The organism is Pokkaliibacter sp. MBI-7, from assembly GCF_029846635.1.
Classification (GTDB): domain Bacteria; phylum Pseudomonadota; class Gammaproteobacteria; order Pseudomonadales; family Balneatricaceae; genus Pokkaliibacter.
The window spans coordinates 1,044,596-1,063,086 of record NZ_JARVTG010000001.1 but is presented as its reverse complement, the minus strand read 5'-3'; the positions used below and the strand labels follow the sequence as shown (position 1 = coordinate 1,063,086).

Annotated in this window: 19 protein-coding genes; 12 read left to right on the top strand and 7 right to left on the bottom strand. The window is 56.7% G+C overall.

Annotated features, from left to right (window positions below; translation table 11 throughout):
• Positions 1-227: 227 nt before the first annotated feature.
• The 3 genes from QCD60_RS04715 (at position 228) to QCD60_RS04705 (ending at position 2,631) form a co-directional block, all read left to right on the top strand.
• On the top strand, positions 228-821 hold the full coding sequence (locus QCD60_RS04715) for a CoA pyrophosphatase (protein WP_279782899.1): 594 nt from the start codon (positions 228-230) through the stop codon (positions 819-821).
• A gap of 69 nt (positions 822-890) precedes the next feature.
• The gene (locus QCD60_RS04710; protein ID WP_279782897.1) at positions 891-1,502 is read left to right on the top strand and encodes a DUF1007 family protein; all 612 of its coding nucleotides are present in this window, start codon (positions 891-893) and stop codon (positions 1,500-1,502) included.
• A gap of 1 nt (position 1,503) precedes the next feature.
• Entirely contained in the window at positions 1,504-2,631 is a 1,128-nt protein-coding gene (locus QCD60_RS04705; RefSeq protein ID WP_279782895.1) for a hypothetical protein, read from the top strand.
• Here QCD60_RS04705 and yidD read toward each other — a convergent pair.
• Positions 2,524-2,904, bottom strand: a complete 381-nt coding sequence (gene yidD, locus QCD60_RS04700; RefSeq protein ID WP_279782893.1) for a membrane protein insertion efficiency factor YidD — start codon at positions 2,902-2,904, stop codon at positions 2,524-2,526. The two genes, QCD60_RS04705 and yidD, sit on opposite strands and share 108 nt — an antisense overlap.
• A 177-nt stretch (positions 2,905-3,081) precedes the next feature.
• On the opposite strand from yidD, the gene QCD60_RS04695 reads away from it, so the two are divergent.
• On the top strand, positions 3,082-3,663 hold the full coding sequence (locus QCD60_RS04695; protein ID WP_279782891.1) for a gamma-glutamylcyclotransferase: 582 nt from the start codon (positions 3,082-3,084) through the stop codon (positions 3,661-3,663).
• On the opposite strand, the gene QCD60_RS04690 is transcribed toward QCD60_RS04695, so the two are convergent.
• Both QCD60_RS04690 and QCD60_RS04685 read right to left on the bottom strand, forming a co-directional pair.
• Positions 3,664-4,062, bottom strand: a complete 399-nt coding sequence (locus QCD60_RS04690) for a hypothetical protein (RefSeq protein WP_279782889.1) — start codon at positions 4,060-4,062, stop codon at positions 3,664-3,666.
• A gap of 116 nt (positions 4,063-4,178) precedes the next feature.
• Positions 4,179-5,084 (bottom strand): LysR family transcriptional regulator, encoded by a 906-nt coding sequence (locus QCD60_RS04685; protein ID WP_279782887.1) that lies wholly within the window; start codon positions 5,082-5,084, stop codon positions 4,179-4,181.
• A gap of 150 nt (positions 5,085-5,234) precedes the next feature.
• Between QCD60_RS04685 and QCD60_RS04680 the strand changes: the two genes are divergently transcribed.
• Complete coding sequence (locus QCD60_RS04680; RefSeq protein WP_104151915.1) at positions 5,235-5,801, top strand: YceI family protein; 567 nt, start codon at positions 5,235-5,237, stop codon at positions 5,799-5,801.
• A gap of 35 nt (positions 5,802-5,836) precedes the next feature.
• Entirely contained in the window at positions 5,837-6,625 is a 789-nt protein-coding gene (locus tag QCD60_RS04675; protein WP_279782884.1) for a hypothetical protein, read from the top strand.
• Positions 6,626-6,760: 135 nt separating this feature from the next.
• Here QCD60_RS04675 and QCD60_RS04670 read toward each other — a convergent pair whose 3' ends face one another.
• Positions 6,761-7,039, bottom strand: coding sequence for a peptidylprolyl isomerase (locus QCD60_RS04670; RefSeq protein ID WP_279782882.1), 279 nt, complete (start codon positions 7,037-7,039; stop codon positions 6,761-6,763).
• Positions 7,040-7,185: 146 nt separating this feature from the next.
• On the opposite strand from QCD60_RS04670, the gene QCD60_RS04665 reads away from it, so the two are divergent.
• A complete protein-coding gene (locus QCD60_RS04665; RefSeq protein WP_279782880.1) occupies positions 7,186-8,664 on the top strand; it encodes a helicase HerA-like domain-containing protein in 1,479 nt (492 codons plus the stop codon).
• Positions 8,665-8,727: 63 nt separating this feature from the next.
• Here the strand turns inward: QCD60_RS04665 and QCD60_RS04660 are convergent, their stop codons facing one another.
• Both QCD60_RS04660 and QCD60_RS04655 read right to left on the bottom strand, forming a co-directional pair.
• Positions 8,728-9,615, bottom strand: coding sequence for a dienelactone hydrolase family protein (locus QCD60_RS04660; protein WP_279782878.1), 888 nt, complete (start codon positions 9,613-9,615; stop codon positions 8,728-8,730).
• A 329-nt stretch (positions 9,616-9,944) separates the two neighbouring features.
• The gene (locus QCD60_RS04655; RefSeq protein WP_279782876.1) at positions 9,945-10,394 is read right to left on the bottom strand and encodes a YaiI/YqxD family protein; all 450 of its coding nucleotides are present in this window, start codon (positions 10,392-10,394) and stop codon (positions 9,945-9,947) included.
• Between the two features lie 307 nt (positions 10,395-10,701).
• On the opposite strand from QCD60_RS04655, the gene QCD60_RS04650 reads away from it, so the two are divergent.
• Positions 10,702-11,124, top strand: coding sequence for a cytidine deaminase (locus QCD60_RS04650; RefSeq protein ID WP_279782875.1), 423 nt, complete (start codon positions 10,702-10,704; stop codon positions 11,122-11,124).
• 30 nt (positions 11,125-11,154) lie between these two features.
• Here the strand turns inward: QCD60_RS04650 and QCD60_RS04645 are convergent, their stop codons facing one another.
• Positions 11,155-12,348, bottom strand: a complete 1,194-nt coding sequence (locus QCD60_RS04645; protein ID WP_279782873.1) for a DUF3530 family protein — start codon at positions 12,346-12,348, stop codon at positions 11,155-11,157.
• 127 nt (positions 12,349-12,475) lie between these two features.
• Here QCD60_RS04645 and rpe point away from each other — a divergent pair, with 127 nt between their 5' ends.
• The 4 genes from rpe (at position 12,476) to QCD60_RS04625 (ending at position 18,489) form a co-directional block, all read left to right on the top strand.
• Entirely contained in the window at positions 12,476-13,153 is a 678-nt protein-coding gene (gene rpe / locus QCD60_RS04640; RefSeq protein WP_279782871.1) for a ribulose-phosphate 3-epimerase, read from the top strand.
• Positions 13,154-13,374: 221 nt separating this feature from the next.
• Positions 13,375-14,061, top strand: a complete 687-nt coding sequence (locus QCD60_RS04635; protein ID WP_104151907.1) for a phosphoglycolate phosphatase — start codon at positions 13,375-13,377, stop codon at positions 14,059-14,061.
• A 79-nt stretch (positions 14,062-14,140) separates the two neighbouring features.
• Positions 14,141-16,951, top strand: a complete 2,811-nt coding sequence (locus tag QCD60_RS04630) for a type I restriction-modification enzyme R subunit C-terminal domain-containing protein (protein WP_279782868.1) — start codon at positions 14,141-14,143, stop codon at positions 16,949-16,951.
• Positions 16,948-18,489: a restriction endonuclease subunit S gene (locus QCD60_RS04625; RefSeq protein ID WP_279782866.1), complete on the top strand. Its 1,542-nt coding sequence runs from the start codon at positions 16,948-16,950 to the stop codon at positions 18,487-18,489. Before QCD60_RS04630 ends, QCD60_RS04625 begins: the two co-directional genes overlap by 4 nt.
• Positions 18,490-18,491: the final 2 nt, after the last annotated feature.

Sequence of the window (18,491 nt, the reverse complement as noted above, 5' to 3'; positions counted from 1 at the left end):
GGCCGGGTGATCCGCTAGATTCTAATCATCCGCCGGGTATGGGCAAGGTTTGATCGTCGTTTAACCGTTTTATCGCACCGCACATGTCATCACAACAAAATCAGGGGTTGTGTCAGTGCCTTGTCTTGAAAGTGCGGGCTCGCCGTCTCGCCGATACAGACTGAAGTGCCTGACTCAATAACAATGCCTTTATGATGTGTGGCTGACAGCAGATTGAGAACAGCTTCATGTGGAAAGAGGTGGCTTATCGTTTGAACCGGCATCAGCCGCGTACTCTTGGCCATGGTCGGGCTCAGGCAGGGGTGCTGATCGCCCTGACCAGAGATGAAAAAGTCCCGCACATCATACTGACCCGAAGGGCCTCTACCTTGTCTACTCATGGTGGAGAAGTCGCCTTTCCGGGTGGCAAACGTGACCCTGAAGACAGCAGCCTGGAACAGACCGCACTGCGTGAAGCCTATGAAGAAATTGGACTTGAACCTTCTCAGGTCGAAATTCTGGGACGCTCCGGTCAGGTTATTTCCCGCTGGGGGCTGCAGGTCACTCCGATTGTGGGGCTGGTGCCGAGCAAGTTGCAGTTGTCTCCCAATGAAGGTGAGATTGCCGCGGTGTTCCGTGTGCCTGTGCCGTTCTTTCTGGAAACCCCTCCCTCCCGCATTGACGCCATCGACCTGCGCGGTCTGCGCTCCCATATTCCTTGCTGGCACTATGAGCAGTATGAAATCTGGGGCCTGACAGCCTGTATGCTGGCAGAGTTTCTCAATATCGCCTTTGGTGCCGACTTCCGTCTCTATGAAGGTGCACGCTTTCCACTGCGCTAGCATTGGCAGGTTTTCTGTTGTTACAAGGTAACGTACACTGCGGCCCTCTTTAGCAATGGAGTGATCAAGGTGGGTGGAAAGTTAGCGGGCATATTCACACGATCGGGGACGAGGCTCCTGATCCTTCTGGGGCTGCTGGTACTCAGTCATTCGGCCTCGGCTCATCCCCATGTGTTTATCGACTACAGTCTGCAGGCGCGCGTGCAGGGCACACAGCTGGTTCAGCTGGAAGCCCGAATGGTGCTGGACCCCTTCTCAACCACCAATGTGATGAGTCAGTTCGATCTCAACAGCAATAATCAGCTGGATGAGGATGAAAAGCGGCAAGTGATCGCACTGCTGAACGAGTCCATGGAAAAGACGCATTATTTCTTCTGGATGCTCAAGGATGATGAGCTGGTACCTATGGCTAATATCGTCATTACGGACGCTGCCGTGGAAAACAAAGCTGTGGTTTATCACCTGCTGATCGAGCCAGAAGCGCCGGTACCTCTGACCAGTAAGGTTGAACTCAGCTTTCTGGACCCGGAAAACTATTTTGATCTGGCTCCGACTGAAAAGGGCGCACTTCAGTTTCTTGGCACCACTCCCTGCACGTATGAGGCTATTGACGCCATGGAGGCCGATAAGCGCGATTTGGTGCCGGTTGACTGGATAACCTTCACCTGTAAGGACTCCTGAGATGGCTGTGCACACATGGCAAGGTGGCCGACTTCTGCGTCAGTCAGCGTTTCCGTTTATATTTTCCGGTTGGGTATTTTCGGCTTCTCTGGTGCTGCTGATCGTTGCAGTACTGCCGTCCGAAGTGCTGGCAGCAGGGTTGCGTGAGCAGCTTGCTGCCGATCATTCCTGGTGGGCGGACTGGGTCAACTGGATTCAAAGCACGCAGATTTCCCTGCATCGCAAGATGGTGGCTGCCACTCAGGCACTGATCGAAACCGGTGATGGCTGGCTGCTCTGGGGGCTTTCTTTTGCATACGGCGTTTTTCATGCAGCCGGTCCGGGTCATGGCAAAGCGGTGATCAGTAGTTACCTGCTGGCAGATCGCAGTCGTTGGCGTCAGGGGATGTGGTTATCTGCTGGTGCCGCCATGGTACAGGCGCTGGTTGCGGTGTTGCTGGTAGGGGGACTGGCCGGCGTGCTGGCTCTCTCGGCAAAAGTGACTCAGTATGTTCAGCTGCTGGAGCAGGTCAGCTATCTGGCTATTGCCCTGTTTGGTGTGGTGTTCGCCTGGCGAGTCTGGCGTGGCACTCATCATTGCTGCGGCCATGATCACCATGGCAATCATGCCAGAGGCCATCATCCCAGAGCGCTGGCTCCGTCGCACATAGCAAGGCCTGTGCTTCAACCGCAAACGCTGCGCTTCACTAAGCTGCAACCATTGTCGTCGGCAGAGTCAGGCAACGTCTCTGTAGGCGGATTGTCAGGCACGAACAGTGCTGCCACCCCCACTTCCGCTCAGCCTGATCTGCGTGCACTCTGGCGTCAACGGCTGACCATCGTTACCGCCATTGGTTTGCGTCCCTGCAGCGGTGCGGTGCTGTTACTGGTGTTCTGCCTGTCGCAGCATATCTTCTGGTACGGAGTGTTAGGGGTAGTGCTGATGGCCGTGGGGACCGCACTGACTGTCTGTGTTCTGGCGACGCTGGCAGTATGGGCGCGGGAGGTCGGTTATCGCCTGCTGCGTGAGCGCCCCAGAGGATTAGCGCTGCTTGACCGGTGTTTTGGTTTTACGGCGGCGCTGGTGATGATGCTGATGGGCACAAGCCTGTTTATCGGTACGCTGGCGGCGCCCGGGCTGCTGCGTTGACTCACTGCCCGGTACCGGGTCCCAGCCATGTTGGTGGCTGAAAGGGTGGCAACGGCCAAGGCGCTTCAGTGTCAGCCATCCGCCCTTGAGCGGGCCATGCAGTTGCAGTGCCTCCATGGCATATTCCGAGCAGCTGGGAGTGTAACGGCAGTTATTGCCAAGCAGCGGGCTGATGGTATAGCGGTAGAGCAGCACCAGCCCCTGTAACAGCCACAGCATCAGTTGTCGTGGCCAGCGTAAAACCTGGGCCAGAAAAGAGTTGAGAACAGACACAGCAGCTTCCATCGGTACCGGCGGGGGAAGGCATTATAGCAAGCTTGCTGATCCTTGGATCGTGCTGCCTGTCGCCCTGACGGGTGTCGATGCGTGAGATAGCGAACAGACGCGAGCCGGGTCGGACGGGCGCAGAGAAATGAATATAACCGCAGTGAGAGATCTGAAGTGAACAAGATGGAAGACCAGACCGTTGGGCATTTCTGGTATTTCGGCTATGGCTCGTTAGTGAATGATGAGACGCGGCCACGGGATACGGTGGCGCGGCCTTATCAACTGCACGGCTGGCGCCGCCGCTGGGGGCATCGTCTGTACACACTGGGGCATGGGCATTGCTCGCTCACGGTACGCCCCTGTGACAGTACGTCGTTACTGGGAGTGCTGGTGCAGTCGCCACTGGTGCATCTGCCTGCGCTGGATCAGCGTGAGCATGGTTATGACCGGCTGGGTCTTCATTGTGCCAGTACCACGCTGGGGGAAGAGGCGTTTATCTATCGTTCCCAGCAGGACTTTTACGGCTGGGCCGATGAGGACTACCCGATACTGCAAAGCTATGTCGATGTAGTCGTTCTGGGCTATCTGAACAACTTTGGCGAACAGGCCGCCATCGACTTTATTCGTACCACCGAAGGCTGGGACCGGCCGATTCGTCAGGATCGAGAACAGCCGATCTATCCTCGTGCTGTGGCCTTTCGTCCGGGGCAGCGCGCCATTGTTGATCGCTTGCTGGAGGAGCACGCAGGCTATCGCCCTGTCTGATCAGCGCTTCTGCAGCTGATCTTTCAGTGCTGCAAAGCGGGCCAGCTTTTCTTCGGCAGTAGTCGGCGCAGGCGTGACCTCCTGCTGCTGATGAAAGTTGGCCGAAAACTGCGGCTGGGCTGCATCTGCAGCGGGGGCTGTCCTGACGGGCGCTGGGGCCGTGGCTGACAGCGCGGCAATCTGCTCCTGCTCCTGCTCGCTCCATTCCGTTTCATACAGGGAAGCGGTCAACACCTGTAAAGCGGCCTGCGCCTCTTCAAACTCGTTTTCCTGCCAGCTGACATCTGGACGCACCAGCTTTTTCTCTATCGCCAAGGCAGCTTTGGCAACCTGAACCGGGTCGGGGCGAGGGCCCAGACTGTCTACCCATTTCTGCGCATCGGCGGCGGTCAACGCCATACACCTTTTCTCCTGCAGTCGAACGGTACCGGCAGTGCCGGCGGGATCGGCGATTTTACTGATTCAAACCGCACAAGCCCAGCCAGGATAGAGATCGTTTTATCGCTGGTGCTGTTTCACAGGCGATTCCAGCTGCCTCCATCACGAAAGTGTTCGGCCAGAAACTCAACAAACTGCGTCACCTTACCCGGCACCAGTGCACGATGCAGATACAGGGCGTAGATCCCCATAGCTGGACGGCGTAGCTGGGGTAACAGTTCGACCAGTCGCCCGTCACGGAGGTAAGGCGCTGCCAGAAAGTTGGGTTTGCCAATAATACCCACACCGAGTGCGGCAGCTTCGCAAAGTGCACGACCGTTGTTGCAGGCCAGTTGCCAGGGGTGTAACGGCCTCACCCGCTCTTCACCGGGGCCACGAAGTATTGGCTTGTCGTCACTGCTCAGCAAATAGTGCATAACCTGATGACTGGCCATTTCCTCCAGTGTTGCCGGAGTACCGTACCGGCTCAGATAGGCTGGAGAGGCGTAATAACCAGGGCGCGTTTCCGCCAGACGTCTGGCAATCAGGCTGGAGTCTGCCAGCTCGCCGATGCGGATCGCGACATCCATTCCCCGGTCAATGAGACTGATACGCTCATCACTCAGATGCAGTTCAATTCGTACCTGAGGGTAAACGTGCTGAAAGCGGGCAATAGGTTCCATCAGATACATAACGGCGAAGTCCATTGGCGCGGTAACTTTCAGAACGCCTTGTACCTGACTGCTGTGCTGGCCAACCGAGGCTTCCAGTACCTCGATATCGTTGAGAATCTGCTGGCATTTCAGGTAGTAATCCTGGCCTGCTTCCGTTGCGGTAACTCGCCGTGTGGTGCGGTTTAGCAGCCTGACCTTGAGGTGATCCTCCAGTGCACTGATATGTTTGCTGACCTGTGCAGAAGAGAGGTTCAGATCGCGTGCAGCCTGAGCAAAGCTGGAGTACTCCATGACCTTGCAGAAGCTGTGCATTGCCAGCAGCGTATTCATGTATTAGTTCGTTTTTAGAAAGATTGACTCAATAGTATTGAACTTATTGTCGGTATTTCAATCCAATATACTCGCCATAACTCAGCAAGTGGTGCCGTGAAACAAACTGCTTGCCTGAACCAAGTCTGATGGATCACTCCAGGAGTCAATATGAAATCTGTTCTGAAAGCCTCTGTGTTTGCCCTGACCACCGCCTTTGCTGCCGGTGCCTTCGCTGCTGACTACAACGTCGACCCCGCGCACTCCAGCGTTTCCTTTGTGATTGGTCACCTGGGCGTCAGCCAGACACTGGGCCAGTTCCGCAAGTTCAGTGGTGACTTCAGCTACGACGCTGACAAGCCTGATACCTCCAAAGTCAGCCTGGTTATCGATACCACCAGCATCGACACCAACTACGAGCCCCGTGACAAGCATCTGTCCAGCCCGGACTTTCTGGATGTGAAACAGTTCCCCGAACTGACCTTCAAAAGCACTGCTTACAAAGGTGATGCCAACGGCGGCGAGCTGACCGGTGACATGACTCTGCACGGCGTTACCAAACCCATCACCTTCACTCTGCATAAAGTCGGCGAAGGCAAAGATCCCTGGGGCGGCTACCGTGCTGGTTTTGTGGCTACCACCCAGATCAAGCGCTCTGAATTTGGTATCACCAACTTCATTCCTGGTGTAACCGACGAAACTGACATCACTGTGCGTATCGAAGGCGTACGTAAGTAATCCCTTTCATCTCTCATTTCAGACGGGGATAGTCCATGTACGGTGAGTCACCTTCAATCATCACCATGCTACTGCCAGTGCTGGTCTGGCCGGTACTGGTGGCACTACCGATAGGTATTCTGCTGTGGTTCTGGCGTCCCCGCTGGCAACCTCTGGCGGTCAGTGCCGGTGTCATGATGGGCGTTGTCGGGCTGCATTCCAGCTTCAGTCTGATGCCGCGTCAGGCACTGGACTGGCTGTTCTGGATGAGCCTGCTGCCGGTGGTGGTACTGTTGCTGCGTCGTCTGCAACCCGTGGTGCAAACCCTGGCTGCCATCGTCATGATGGCTGTGGTGGCACTCAGCCTGTGGAAGCGTATGCCGCTGCAGGAAGTGCTGTCGTGGCTGGTGCTGGCAGGAGGTTTGACGCTGTTGCTGCAACTGGGCTGGCAGAAAGTCGCCGGTCTGCGCTGGGTGGAGCTGGGCCTGTTCCTGTCTGGCTCGTTGCTGGCGGTGTCCACCGCTCTGGGTGGATCGGTGCTGGTGGGACAGCTGATCGGTGCTTTGACGGCCGTGCTGACGTCGCTGTGCTGCATCCCGATTCTGCGTGGACAGCGTCCACAGCTGAGTGCTGAGATGACCGCCGTGGTAGTGACATTCCTGTGCGTGCTGGGGGCTTATGCCCACCTCTTTGTTGAGGTGCCTGCACTGGCCATCACCGCCAGCCTGATTATGCCTTTACTGGCTGCATCACAGCTGCGTCGGCCCGGCGTTGCCGTAGTGGTGCTGGCAGTGGGTGTTGCCATCGTTGCCTGGCAGGTCTGGCCACAGGAAATGGCTTACTGACCGGTGACGTCTGGCCTGTTATGGCGAGAGCACTGATTGTGAGAGAAGTAAAAAGGCGGGAGTGTGATCCCGCCTTTTTTATTACTGCGTTACCGCTCTGCCGGCAGGGTCGTGAAGACGATCCCGGCCTGGCAATCAACGACGGTACAGGGTCTGAACCAGATGGTAGCCAAACTGGGTTTTGACCGGGCCGTGTACTTCCAGTACGGCTTCCTTGAATACGACATCATCAAAGGGTTTGACCATCATACCGGGGCGGAACTCGCCCAGATCACCACCCTGCTTGCCTGACGGGCAGGTTGAGTGCTTTTTGGCCAGAGTGGCAAAGTCTTCACCTTTGGCGATACGCTCCTTCAGCTGTTCGGCTTCTTCCTTGCTTTTGACCAGAATATGACGGGCGCTTGCTACGGGCATGGTGTTCTCCTCTCAGTTACAACGGGGAATGTCAATTTGCCCAGCAGGATACCTGCAGCATTCTGGTGAGACAAATCACAGCTGGTGCTCATCACTTCCTTGAGGCAGCATTGGGCCAATATCAACTGTCAGTCCAGAGGTATGCCATGCAGGAGCAAGGTATCTTAATCGGTGGAAGTCTGAGCAGCGGTATGGCTCAGGAAACCCTGCCCGTCCTTCAGTTGAATCCTCGTTATGCCAACCGACATGGTCTGGTCGCCGGTGCGACGGGAACAGGCAAAACCGTCACTATCCAGGGGCTGGCCGAACGCTTTTCCCGCCTGGGAGTCCCGGTATTCGTCGCCGATGTGAAAGGGGATCTGTCCGGTATAGCGGCTCCCGGCAAGCCTCACCCCAAGGTGGCGGAGCGGGTAACCAAGCTGGGCCTGCAGGACTTTCAGTTTGCCGAGTGCCCGGCGGTATTCTGGGACGTCCTTGGGGAGAAGGGCTTTCCGGTACGGGTCAGCCTGTCTGAGCTGGGACCGCAGTTACTGGCCCGGTTGCTGGAACTGAATGACACCCAGGAAGGAGTGCTGACGCAGGCCTTTGAATATGCCGATGACGAAGGCATGTTGATGCTGGACCTCAATGACCTGAAAACCACCCTCAACTATCTGGCCGAGCATAATCCCACTGCAGATCAGGGCTATACTCGCATTGCCAAATCCACGGTCAGTGCCATTCTGCGTCGATTATTACTGCTGGAAAGAGAGGGGGCAGAGCAGTTTTTTGGTGAACCGGCGCTGCAGATTGAGGATTTGATCCGCTGTGATGACAACGGTCAGGGTATCGTCAATGTGCTGGCGGCGGAGAAGCTGATCCAGACACCGCGCATTTACTCCACCTTTCTGCTGTGGCTGCTGTCGGAGCTGTTCGAGAATCTGCCGGAGGTGGGAGATCAGCCCAAGCCCCGGTTTGTATTCTTTTTCGATGAGGCTCATCTGCTGTTCAACGGTGCTCCCAGGGCCTTTGTTGAAAAGGTGGAGCAGGTCGTCAGACTGATTCGCTCCAAGGGCGTCGGCATCTATTTCATCAGCCAGAGCCCCGCGGATATCCCCGATGTGATTCTGGGGCAGCTGGGCAATCGCATTCAGCATGCACTGCGTGCCTATACCCCCAAGGATCAGAAAGCCGTGCGTGTGGCGGCGCAGACCTTTCGCAGCAATCCTGCTCTGGACACGGAAACGGTCATTACCGAGCTGGGGGTGGGCGAGGCGCTGGTGTCGGTGCTGGAGCATGACGGTGTGCCGGGCATGGTGCAGCGTACCCTGATTGCCCCACCGGCGACACAGATTGGACCGCTGGACGATGGCACACGCAAGCAACTGAATGCGCTTGATGCGCTGGCCGGAAAATACGAAACACCTGTCGACCCGCATTCTGCCCATGAAATCCTGCAGCAGAGGATGCACCAGCAGGTGGCTCAGCACGCCACGACAGCCCCGACGAGCACCGCAGGGCGCAGTGCCGGACGGCAACGTGAGTCAGTCGCTGAGTCGTTCATGAAGAGCATTGCCCGGGCCGTGGGCAGCCAGCTGGGGCGACAGATTATTCGCGGTGTATTGGGGTCCATTCTCAAGCGATAGTCAGCACGGGGAGCCACGGCATTGGTCGTGGCTCCCGGCTGCTGCGATCTGCTACAGCAGTACTCAGTATTTGCGGTGGTTGCTGAAGAAGTCGAAGGTCTGAGGCAGGGCGCCGACCCAGGCATTGGTATTGTCGGCATTGGGTACCTTGATCAGCCGCGCATCGACTCCGGCACGGCGGGCCTGGTTGTACAGATCCTCAACCGCATTGGCGGGGGTATAACGGTCCTTTTCGCCCTGAATGTAAAGGGCTGCCACGTGGTTGGCTGCAAGAGCGCTGAAAGGATAGCTGGCGGCAGTGATCGCACCGCTGGCAGGGGCGATCGCGGCCCATTCATTGGGATATTTGGCTGCCAGATGCTGGGCGCCGATGCTGCCCATGCCATAGCCCATCAGATAGACCCGTGAGGCATCAATATTCATTTCCCGTTTGACCTTGGCGAGGGTGCTCATGACGGCCACTTCACTGAGGTAATTGCTTTGCGGGTTGGGGATGGTGATGCCACTCATGCCGTCTTTGGCGGCGAAGGTCTGCACGATAGGGTATGTGCTGCCGTAACCCGCGGTGCTGTCATAGCCCAGCGGGGCGACTACGATATAGCCTTTCTTCTCTGCCAGTTCTGCCAGCTGTCTGGCCATGAACGGACCATTCTCATCGGCACCGCTTGGGTGTAGCACCACGACCAGAGGGAAGGACACACTGCCGTTATAGGTACTGGGTACAAAAGCGCGGTAGCGAGGGCTTTCTGCAACCTGCTTGGCAGCCTGCTGCTCGGGTGTCAGGTTTTGCTGCCCTGCAGTCACCGTCGTGCGCGTCTCTGCTTTGGCTGGCAGCTCCGTCATCTGGCATTTCAGGTCACAGGTACTGCTGCTTTCCGCAGCATAAGCGGTGGTGATGCCGGTGGCCATGATTCCCAGTGTCAAAGCCAACAGCGTCGGACGTATAGACATAACATTGCTCCTTGCACAGCTTGCAGTGAGTAGGTCGGAGGGGGCTGCTCTCATGCAGCGCTCCTGAGCGGACGGCGCATCCTTGTACTACTCGGGCGACCGAATCCAGCGATACTACTACTCACCGGCGTTGTCGAAAAAGACGCTGCCATATACGGACAGCCTTTGCTGACGTGTGTCGGCTCCGTTAACAGGCTGACCGACACAACCGCAGGTGAGTGTTACATGGGGAGCAAGTATAGACGGCTCAAGCTGATGCAACAGCTCGGCACAAAACGTTGGGAGTGGAAAAGGTCCGCTGCGTAATGTGTCAGCGGTTTGCCCGTTGCTTACTTGGTGTGTTGTGCCAGATAACGATCCAGCGCATTGGCAAACTGCTGACGATCATTGGCATTCAGCGTCGCAGGCCCTCCCGTGTGGATGCCGCTGGAGCGCAGGGTTTCCATAAAGTCACGCATGTTGACCCGGGCCCGAACATTCTCCCTGGTATACAACTCACCACGGGGGTTGAGCGCCAGTGCCCCTTTATCGATGACTTCTGCCGCCAGGGGCAGGTCAGCGGTAATGACCAGATCACCTTTCTCCACTCGCTGGACAATTTCATGGTCGGCGACGTCAAACCCTGCCGCGACCTGAATGGCGCGAATAAAGCGCGAGCCGGGGACACGCAGGGGCTGGTTGGCAACCAGTGTCGTTTGTACCTGCTTGCGCTCCGCAGCACGAAACAGGATTTCCTTGATGACATTGGGGCAGGCGTCAGCGTCAACCCAGATAGCCATTGGCAGACCTCGATAGAAACAGGATCAGGGGTGTACTCACGATTTCAGCGGCCTGCTGGCTCGCGCGAGGGTGAATACATTCTGAACGGCGTTAAACAGGGCATTCAGGGTAGCGGATTTGCTGTCCGGCTGCATGGCCAAACTGCGATGGACGCTGAGCTGAATGCATTTGCTGACCGCATGGTCAAAAAGTGCTTGGTGCTGCGCTGCACCTTGGTTAATCTGGCTGACCCGCCAGCCTGTGCTGGCCGCTGTAAATGAAGCGTGACTGTCCGTCAGGATTGCCAATCAAGCTATAGGAGTGCCAATGAAGCCTTCCACCGATCCCCAGTTGCTGGCACAGATGAAGGCTGTAGCCAAGGCGGCTGCCAGCCGGGCCTATATTCCCTACAGTCACTTTCCTGTCGGGGCGGCGCTGTTACTGGCTGATGGCCAGATCGTGCCGGGCTGCAATGTGGAGAATATCTCCTATGGCCTTGGCAACTGTGCCGAGCGTACAGCGATTTTCAGTGCCATTGCTCAGGGCCATGCGCACGCTGAGTTTGTCTCCATGCTGATTTACATGCCGGGCGATACGCTCTATTCACCCTGCGGCGCCTGCCGGCAGGTCATGGTGGAGTTCTTCCCCGGAGAGCGTGAAGTCATCGCCACCTGTGACAGTAATGCCATTCAGGTATGGACCATGGCTGAATTGCTGCCTGCCAGCTTCAGTAGTTTCACAACACCCTGAGCCGTGCAGAAGAAGCCCGCCAGACGGGCTTCAGCTGGCCTGTTTGGGGCGCGGATCGACAGGTTGTTCCTGCTGACGGGTTTTCAGCCAGCCTCTGACCCGCTGTACCAGAAACGCCCAGTCTTCCGCCGGATTGCCGGGGCGCGGTTGCAGGCGAATCTGCTCAAAGGCCAGCTTGCCGTAGCGACGGGCATTGTCGCGGCGCATCTTGGCTTGCAGGTTGTTGCGATCCCCGTGATAAAGATCGAGCACAGGGGCGTCCAGCCCGGCGAGCGTCGCCATGATATCGATCTTGTCGGTATCGCCCGGATCACGCACATCGATCATCACCAGCGTAGACTGGTTATCTCCCTTCCCGGCCAGATAGCGGGCGGCCTGCGCAGCCCCGGTGCCGATGCCCACGACAACAATCTTTTCTGCCCCCTGAGCGCGCAGATAGTCCTCTGCTTTCTGGATACGCTGATTGATCACTTCAACATAGTTCGGCTTGGGCTTTTCTTCTGTTGCCGCTGGCGCTGCGGGGGCCGCAGGTGCCGCCTGCTCGGGCAGTGGCGTCGCGGCCGCCGGCGGTTCTGTTGGTTTGGATTCTGCCGGTGTAGCCTGACCTGCCTGTCCCTGTTCGGCCTGCTTTTTCAGCTCATCGACTGTGCTCAGGACAGGCATGGTGCGTTCCGGAATCACCATGTCAGGCACCGGCGGGATGGCAATACTGAGACTGTCCCAGCCGTAATCGGGTAAGCGCAGACGCAATGCGTGAATCGGGCCGGGCCAGTCAGGATGGGTGCCGTCATCGGGCACAACAATGATTCCGCCCGACAGCAGGGCCGTGTTGTGCGCAACAAACAGACCAAGATACTGATCCGGTGCTTCACCGAGGGTCAGTACCTGCGTAGGAGGATGCTCCTGCTTGGCCAGCGCGGCGATCTGTTCTGTCACTGGGTCCAGCATCACCCGCTGAGCAGGAGCCTGATCGGCAGCAGGAGCACTCCCGCCACTCTGACCATTGGCATCTGTTGCAGGCGGCGTGGTGCTGGCGGGATCGCTGGCCGGTGTGCCTGCCGATTCTGCTCTGACCAGTGCCGACCCTAACACCAGACAAAGCAGGATTGCGCCTGCACCCCCCAGGCTTTTGACGTACAATGACGCCCTGTTCAGCCAGGCTCCCGGCGGCATCGCCGGAGTTGTGTTGCGGGCATGGCGTTTGGCGCGTAAACCAGTCTCCACCTCTACCGTGGCGGTCGGTTGGGTGTTGAGCGCAGCGCAAGTGCGACCAGAGTCTGAGGTATTACCGGCCAGGCGCCGAACATCTGATTTTTGCCAACGAGTCCGAGAAAGAGTGGAACGCCTTACCATGACTGACTACCTGATTGCGCCATCGATTCTCTCTGCTGATTTTGCCCGTCTGGGGGAAGAAGTGGATGCTGTACTGGCTGCGGGCGCGGATATCGTCCACTTCGACGTGATGGACAACCACTACGTGCCTAACCTTACCATCGGACCCATGGTGTGCAAGGCTTTGCGCAACTATGGCATCACCGCGCCCATCGATGCGCATCTGATGGTGAAGCCGGTTGATCGCATCATCGGCGACTTTATCGAAGCGGGCGCTACCTATATCACCTTCCACCCTGAAGCCTCCGAGCATATCGACCGCTCCCTGCAGCTGATCCGCGATGGAGGCTGCAAATCAGGTCTGGTGTTCAACCCGGCCACGCCTCTGCATGTGCTTGAACACGTGCTGGATAAGGTCGACATGATCCTGCTGATGTCGGTTAACCCAGGCTTCGGCGGGCAGAAGTTTATCCCTGGTACGCTGGCCAAACTGCGTCAGGCTCGCCAGTTGATTGATGCATCCGGGCTGCCCATCCGTCTGGAAATCGATGGCGGAGTCGGTGTCGCCAACATCGGTGAAATTGCCGCGGCCGGCGCAGACACTTTCGTGGCGGGTTCTGCCATTTTCAACAGCCCTGATTACAAGGCCACGATTGATGCCATGCGTCTGGAGCTGGCCAAACAGCAAGCCGTGTAACCGAATCCCTGTCCATGGTCTGCCGGGCGTCGGCGCAGATAACGGTGAATTGACCCTGACGCTCGGTGGATAGTTCAATGCTGCTGTTGTGATTACGCTGCGCAGTGGTGATTGCGCTGTGCTGTAGACAGCATTGTCTGAGCTGGATGCTTACCTGTCAGCCACGTGCCGCCAGCACCTGCGGTCGTGGCGTCGTTGCTGAGGTGCGAGGATCAAGGATCATGATTGCCCAGTTGTTTCCGGTCACTGCCTGCCGTGCGGTTCTGTTTGATCTCGATGGCACGCTGGTAGACTCAGTACCTGATCTGGCGGCGGCTGTGGACGGCATGCTGCGCCAGCTGCAACTACCTGAAGCGGGTGAGAGCCAGGTACGCAACTGGGTGGGTAATGGCATGGTCAATCTGATCCAGCGCGCCCTCACCGGCGATATTCACTTTGCTCCTGATCACCCCGCATTACAGCGTTTTGACGAGGCGCTGCCGTTGTTCCAGAGCAGCTACGATGCCAGCAATGGCCAGTTCAGCCGCCTCTATGAGGGCGTTGCTGTTGGTCTGCGGGCACTGCAGCAACAGGGGCTGCGACTGGCCGTCGTTACCAACAAGCCTGAACGCTTCACCCTGCCGCTGCTGGAGCAACTGGGTATCGCTGACTGCTTTAGCGTGATTATCGGCGGCGATACCCTGCCACAACGTAAGCCTGATCCAGCCCCCTTGCTGGAAGCCGCCCGCCGACTGCAGGTGGAGCCTGCTGCCTGCCTGATGGTGGGGGATTCCCGTCATGATATTGAAGCTGCCCGCAATGCCGGTATGAAAGTGGTCGCGGTGCCTTACGGCTATAACCACGGTGATGACATCAGCCTGAGCCAGCCGGATCAGCTGGTCAGTCGGATTGATCAGCTGGTGGCCTGAGTGCCAGTGACCAGCAACTTGTTGAAAATCATGTGGCTAGAGATGTGTAGTGCTTTTGCAGGCAATAGGGAGCCGTTTTATGACACCAGAGACTAAAGCACGCCAACTGATTGACCAAAAGCTGGAGCTGGCGGGCTGGGTCATTCAAGACATGAAGCAGCTCAACCTCGGCGCTGGCGTCGGCGTAGCCGTGCGCGAGTACCCCACTGATACCGGTCCGGCGGATTACGTGCTGTTTGTTAATCGCACGGCGGTAGGCGTGATTGAAGCTAAAAAAGACGCTGCAGGCGAAAACCTCACCGTTACCGAAAGCCAAACAGAGCGCTATGCCACTGCGACGCTAAAATGGCGCAAAGACAGCACGCCACTGCGATTTTTGTTCGAAGCTACCGGCCAGATCATCCGATTTACCGACGGTGCTGACCCCATACCGCGCTCTCGCGAACTTTTTCATTTTTTCAAACCAGAAACACTCGCCACATGGTTAGCGCAGCCCCCCTTACCCAGCGGAGCGATAAATAGCCTGCGCCGTCGCTTGGCCGAACAAATGCCACCGCTACCGGAACGCAACCTGCGCGATTGCCAAATCAGCGCCGTCACCGGTCTGGAAAAATCGCTGGCGCTGAACAAGCCTCGCGCCCTTGTGCATATGGCCACCGGCGCCGGTAAAACCTTTACCGCTATCACTTCTGTGTATCGCCTGCTCAAATTCGGCGGTGCTAAGCGCATTCTCTTTCTCGTGGATACCCGCAATCTCGGCAAGCAGGCCCATCAGGAATTTATGGCCTACACCCCGCCGGATGATGGTCGCAAATTCACTGAACTCTACAACGTACAGCGGCTGGCCTCGCCCAATATTGACCCTCATTCGCAGGTGTGTATCAGCACCATCCAGCGCATGTATTCCATTTTGAGTGGCGAGCCCATTGATGAATCGGCCGAAGATGTGTCACTCAATGAAGTGCAGCAAACCGCCAAGCAGGAAAAGTGGGTGCGCTACAACGCGGCGGTACCGGTGGAAACTTTCGATTTCATCATCATCGACGAATGTCACCGCAGCATTTACAACCTGTGGAAACAGGTGCTCGATTACTTTGATGCCAGCCTGATTGGCCTTACCGCCACCCCCGACAAACGCACCTTCGGCTTTTTTAACGAAAATATCGTTGCCGAATACAGCTACGAAAATTCGGTCGCCGATGGCGTAAACGTCGGTTACGACGTCTACGAAATTGAAACCGAGTTCACCGCCGCAGGCAGCGTGGTCAAACAAGGTTGGTGGGTTGATCATCGGGATCGAGCCACTCGTAAGAAGCGCTGGGGGGAAACGGAGGAGGAAATTGCTTACACAGGTAAAGACCTCGACAAATCGGTGGTCAACCCAAGCCAAATTCGCAACGTCATCCAGGCCATGAAATCCGCAGTGGAAACGCAGATATTTCCGGCGCGTAAAGAAACACCCAAAACCCTGATTTTCGCCAAAACCGACAGCCATGCTGACGACATTATCAACATGGTGCGCGAGGTCTATGGTCAGGGGAATGCCTTCTGCAAAAAGGTCACCTACCGCGCTGAAGAAGATGCCGACAGCATCCTGTCCAGCTTTCGTAACGACTACAACCCGCGCATCGCCGTCACCGTGGATATGATCGCCACCGGCACCGACGTAAAACCGCTGGAAGTGCTGTTGTTTATGCGGGATGTGCGCAGTAAGGGCTATTACGAGCAAATGAAAGGCCGTGGCGTGCGTTCGCTCGATGGCGACAGCCTTAAGCGCGTCAGCAACTCGGCCTCCGGCGCCAAAACCCGCTTTGTGTTGATTGATGCTGTGGGCGTAGAAAAATCCCTGAAAACCGAAAGCCGTCCGCTGGAAAAGAAACCCGGCATCGCCATGAAGGACCTGATGCAAGGTGTGGCCATGGGCAGCCGTGATGATGACACCTTGCTATCGCTGGCCAACCGCTTGGTGCGTCTGGCCAAACAACTGGATGACAAAGCCAAGGCGCGCATTGAAAAAGCCAGCGGCGGTATTCCTGTGGGCGAACTCGGCAAGGGCTTGATTGCCGCGCTCGACCCCGATGCCATTGTGCAAACCGCCTTGGCCACCGCCAAAGCCAAGGGAATTACCCGCAGTGAAGACACCTTACTGCCCGAAGAACTTGCTGCCGCCCGCGCCGAGCGCGTGGCCGCTGCCTGTGCGCCCTTTGACAAACCCGAATTGCGCGATGAAATTGAAAGCGCCCGCCGCGAGCGCGAGCAAATCATCGACCACATCAACCTCGACCAAGTGACCTTTCGCGGCTTTTCCGAACAAGCCGAAGCGCAAGCCAAAGCGGTGATTCAAACCTTTGCTGACTACATCAAACAGCACAAAGACGAAATTGCCGCCCTGGGCTTTTTTTACCAACAACCCTACCAGCGCCGCGCACTCACCTTTGACATGCTCGAAGAACTCCACGAACACCTGAGCAAACCGCCACTCATGCTCACCACCGAGCGCCTGTGGAGCGCCTATGCACGGGTGCAAACCAGCGCCGTCAAAGGCGCCGATAAAAAACGCCAGCTCACCGATTTGGTCAGTTTGGTGCGCTTTGCCTTGGGCCTCGATGGAGAGCAGGGCGAACTCAAACCCTTTGCCGACGAAGTGGATAAACGCTTCCAAGCCTGGATCTTCCGCCACAACGCCCAACGCGGCACCGCCTTTACCCCCGAGCAAACCGAATGGCTGCGGTTGATGAAAGACCATATCGCGAGCAGTTGCTCTATTAGCCGCGACGATTTTGATTACGCCGAACTGGCCGACAAAGGCGGCTTACAAAAAGTCTGGGGCCTGTTTGGTAAGGAGTTGGATACTTTGATAAATGAAATGAATGGGGAGTTGGTGGCGTGAGTGAGTTTAACTTGCCACTAGGTTGGACTGAAACAACACTGGGCAACACTTTAATTTCAGTTATTGGAGGCGGTACGCCATCTCGCAAAGTGCCAGCCTACTTCGATGGGCATATACCTTGGTTTACCGTCAAAGATATGAAGGCATTGAGGCCTAATGATGCCGAGGAGCATATTTCTGAAGAAGCCATTGCAGACAGTGCCACGAACCTCATTCCGGCAAACACATTAATTGTTGCTACACGCATTGCCCTCGGTAGGGCGATACGTCCTACTGTGGCGTGCGCAATTAACCAAGATTTAAAAGCTCTTGTGCTTGGTAATGGGATCAGTTCAGATTTTCTACTTTATTGGGTTGGTGCTAACCAGCGAGTGATTCAAGACTTAGGTTCAGGCACAACTGTGAGCGGTATTCGACTAGAAGCATTGCATGGGCTTCCCTTGCATCTACCGCCAGCCGCCGAACAAACCCGCATCGTCGCCAAACTCGAAGAACTACTCTCCGACCTCGATGCCGGTGTAGCCGAACTCAAAGCTGCGCAACAGAAGCTGGGGCAATACCGGCAATCACTGCTGAAAGCCGCTGTGGAAGGCGCGCTTACTGCTGAGTGGCGAGCCAACAACTCGCCAAAGGAAACCGGCGCGCAACTGCTCGAGCGCATATTGACCGAGCGCCGCGCCCGCTGGGAAGCCAAACAGCTCGCCAAGTTTAAAGAACAAAGCAAAAAGCCCCCTAAAGACTGGCAAAAGAAATACCCTGAGCCGGTGCAGCCGGATACCAGCGACTTACCGGAATTGCCGGAGGGATGGGTTTGGGCGAGCCTGGATCAACTAGTGGCTGAGTCGTCTTACGGTACGTCTGTGAAGTGCAGCTACGAAAGCAATGGTATTCCCGTGCTGCGTATCCCAAACGTAAGTGGTGGAAGCCTTGATCTTCGAGACATGAAATTCTCGAATGTTGATTTAAGTCTGGATAAAGATGCCCCTCTAGCTATTGGCGATGTTCTTGTAATCAGAACCAACGGCAGTATTGGACTGGTGGGGCGCGCGGCAGCAGTGGTTACCGACCTACCAGCACCACATTACTTCGCATCCTATCTGCTGCGGTTGCGTTGTGTCGAAACAACTTGTGTTCACCGTTGGATCTTGGCTGTACTCACGGCCCATACTGGGCGCCGATGGTTAGAGGCTAGGGCTGCGTCGTCCGCTGGCCAGCACAACATTAGTCTTTCCACACTACTAACAATGCCGATACCACTTCCACCTACTACTGAGCAATCTATCGTTCTGGCTGAATTTGAAGCCGGCAACGAAGTAATCAAGCGCCAAGACGAAGCGACGAATTTGTCTCTCGAACAATCCAGCGCCCAACGCCAAAATATCCTCCGTGCCGCCTTTGCGAGTGAATTAGTGCCGCAAGACCCAAATGACGAGCCAGCAAGTGTGCTGCTTGAGCGTATCCGTGCCGAGCGGGCTGCCAAGGAGTCGGTGAAAAAAACGCGTGGGCGTAAAACTAAACGCAGTATTAGATCGGAGTAACT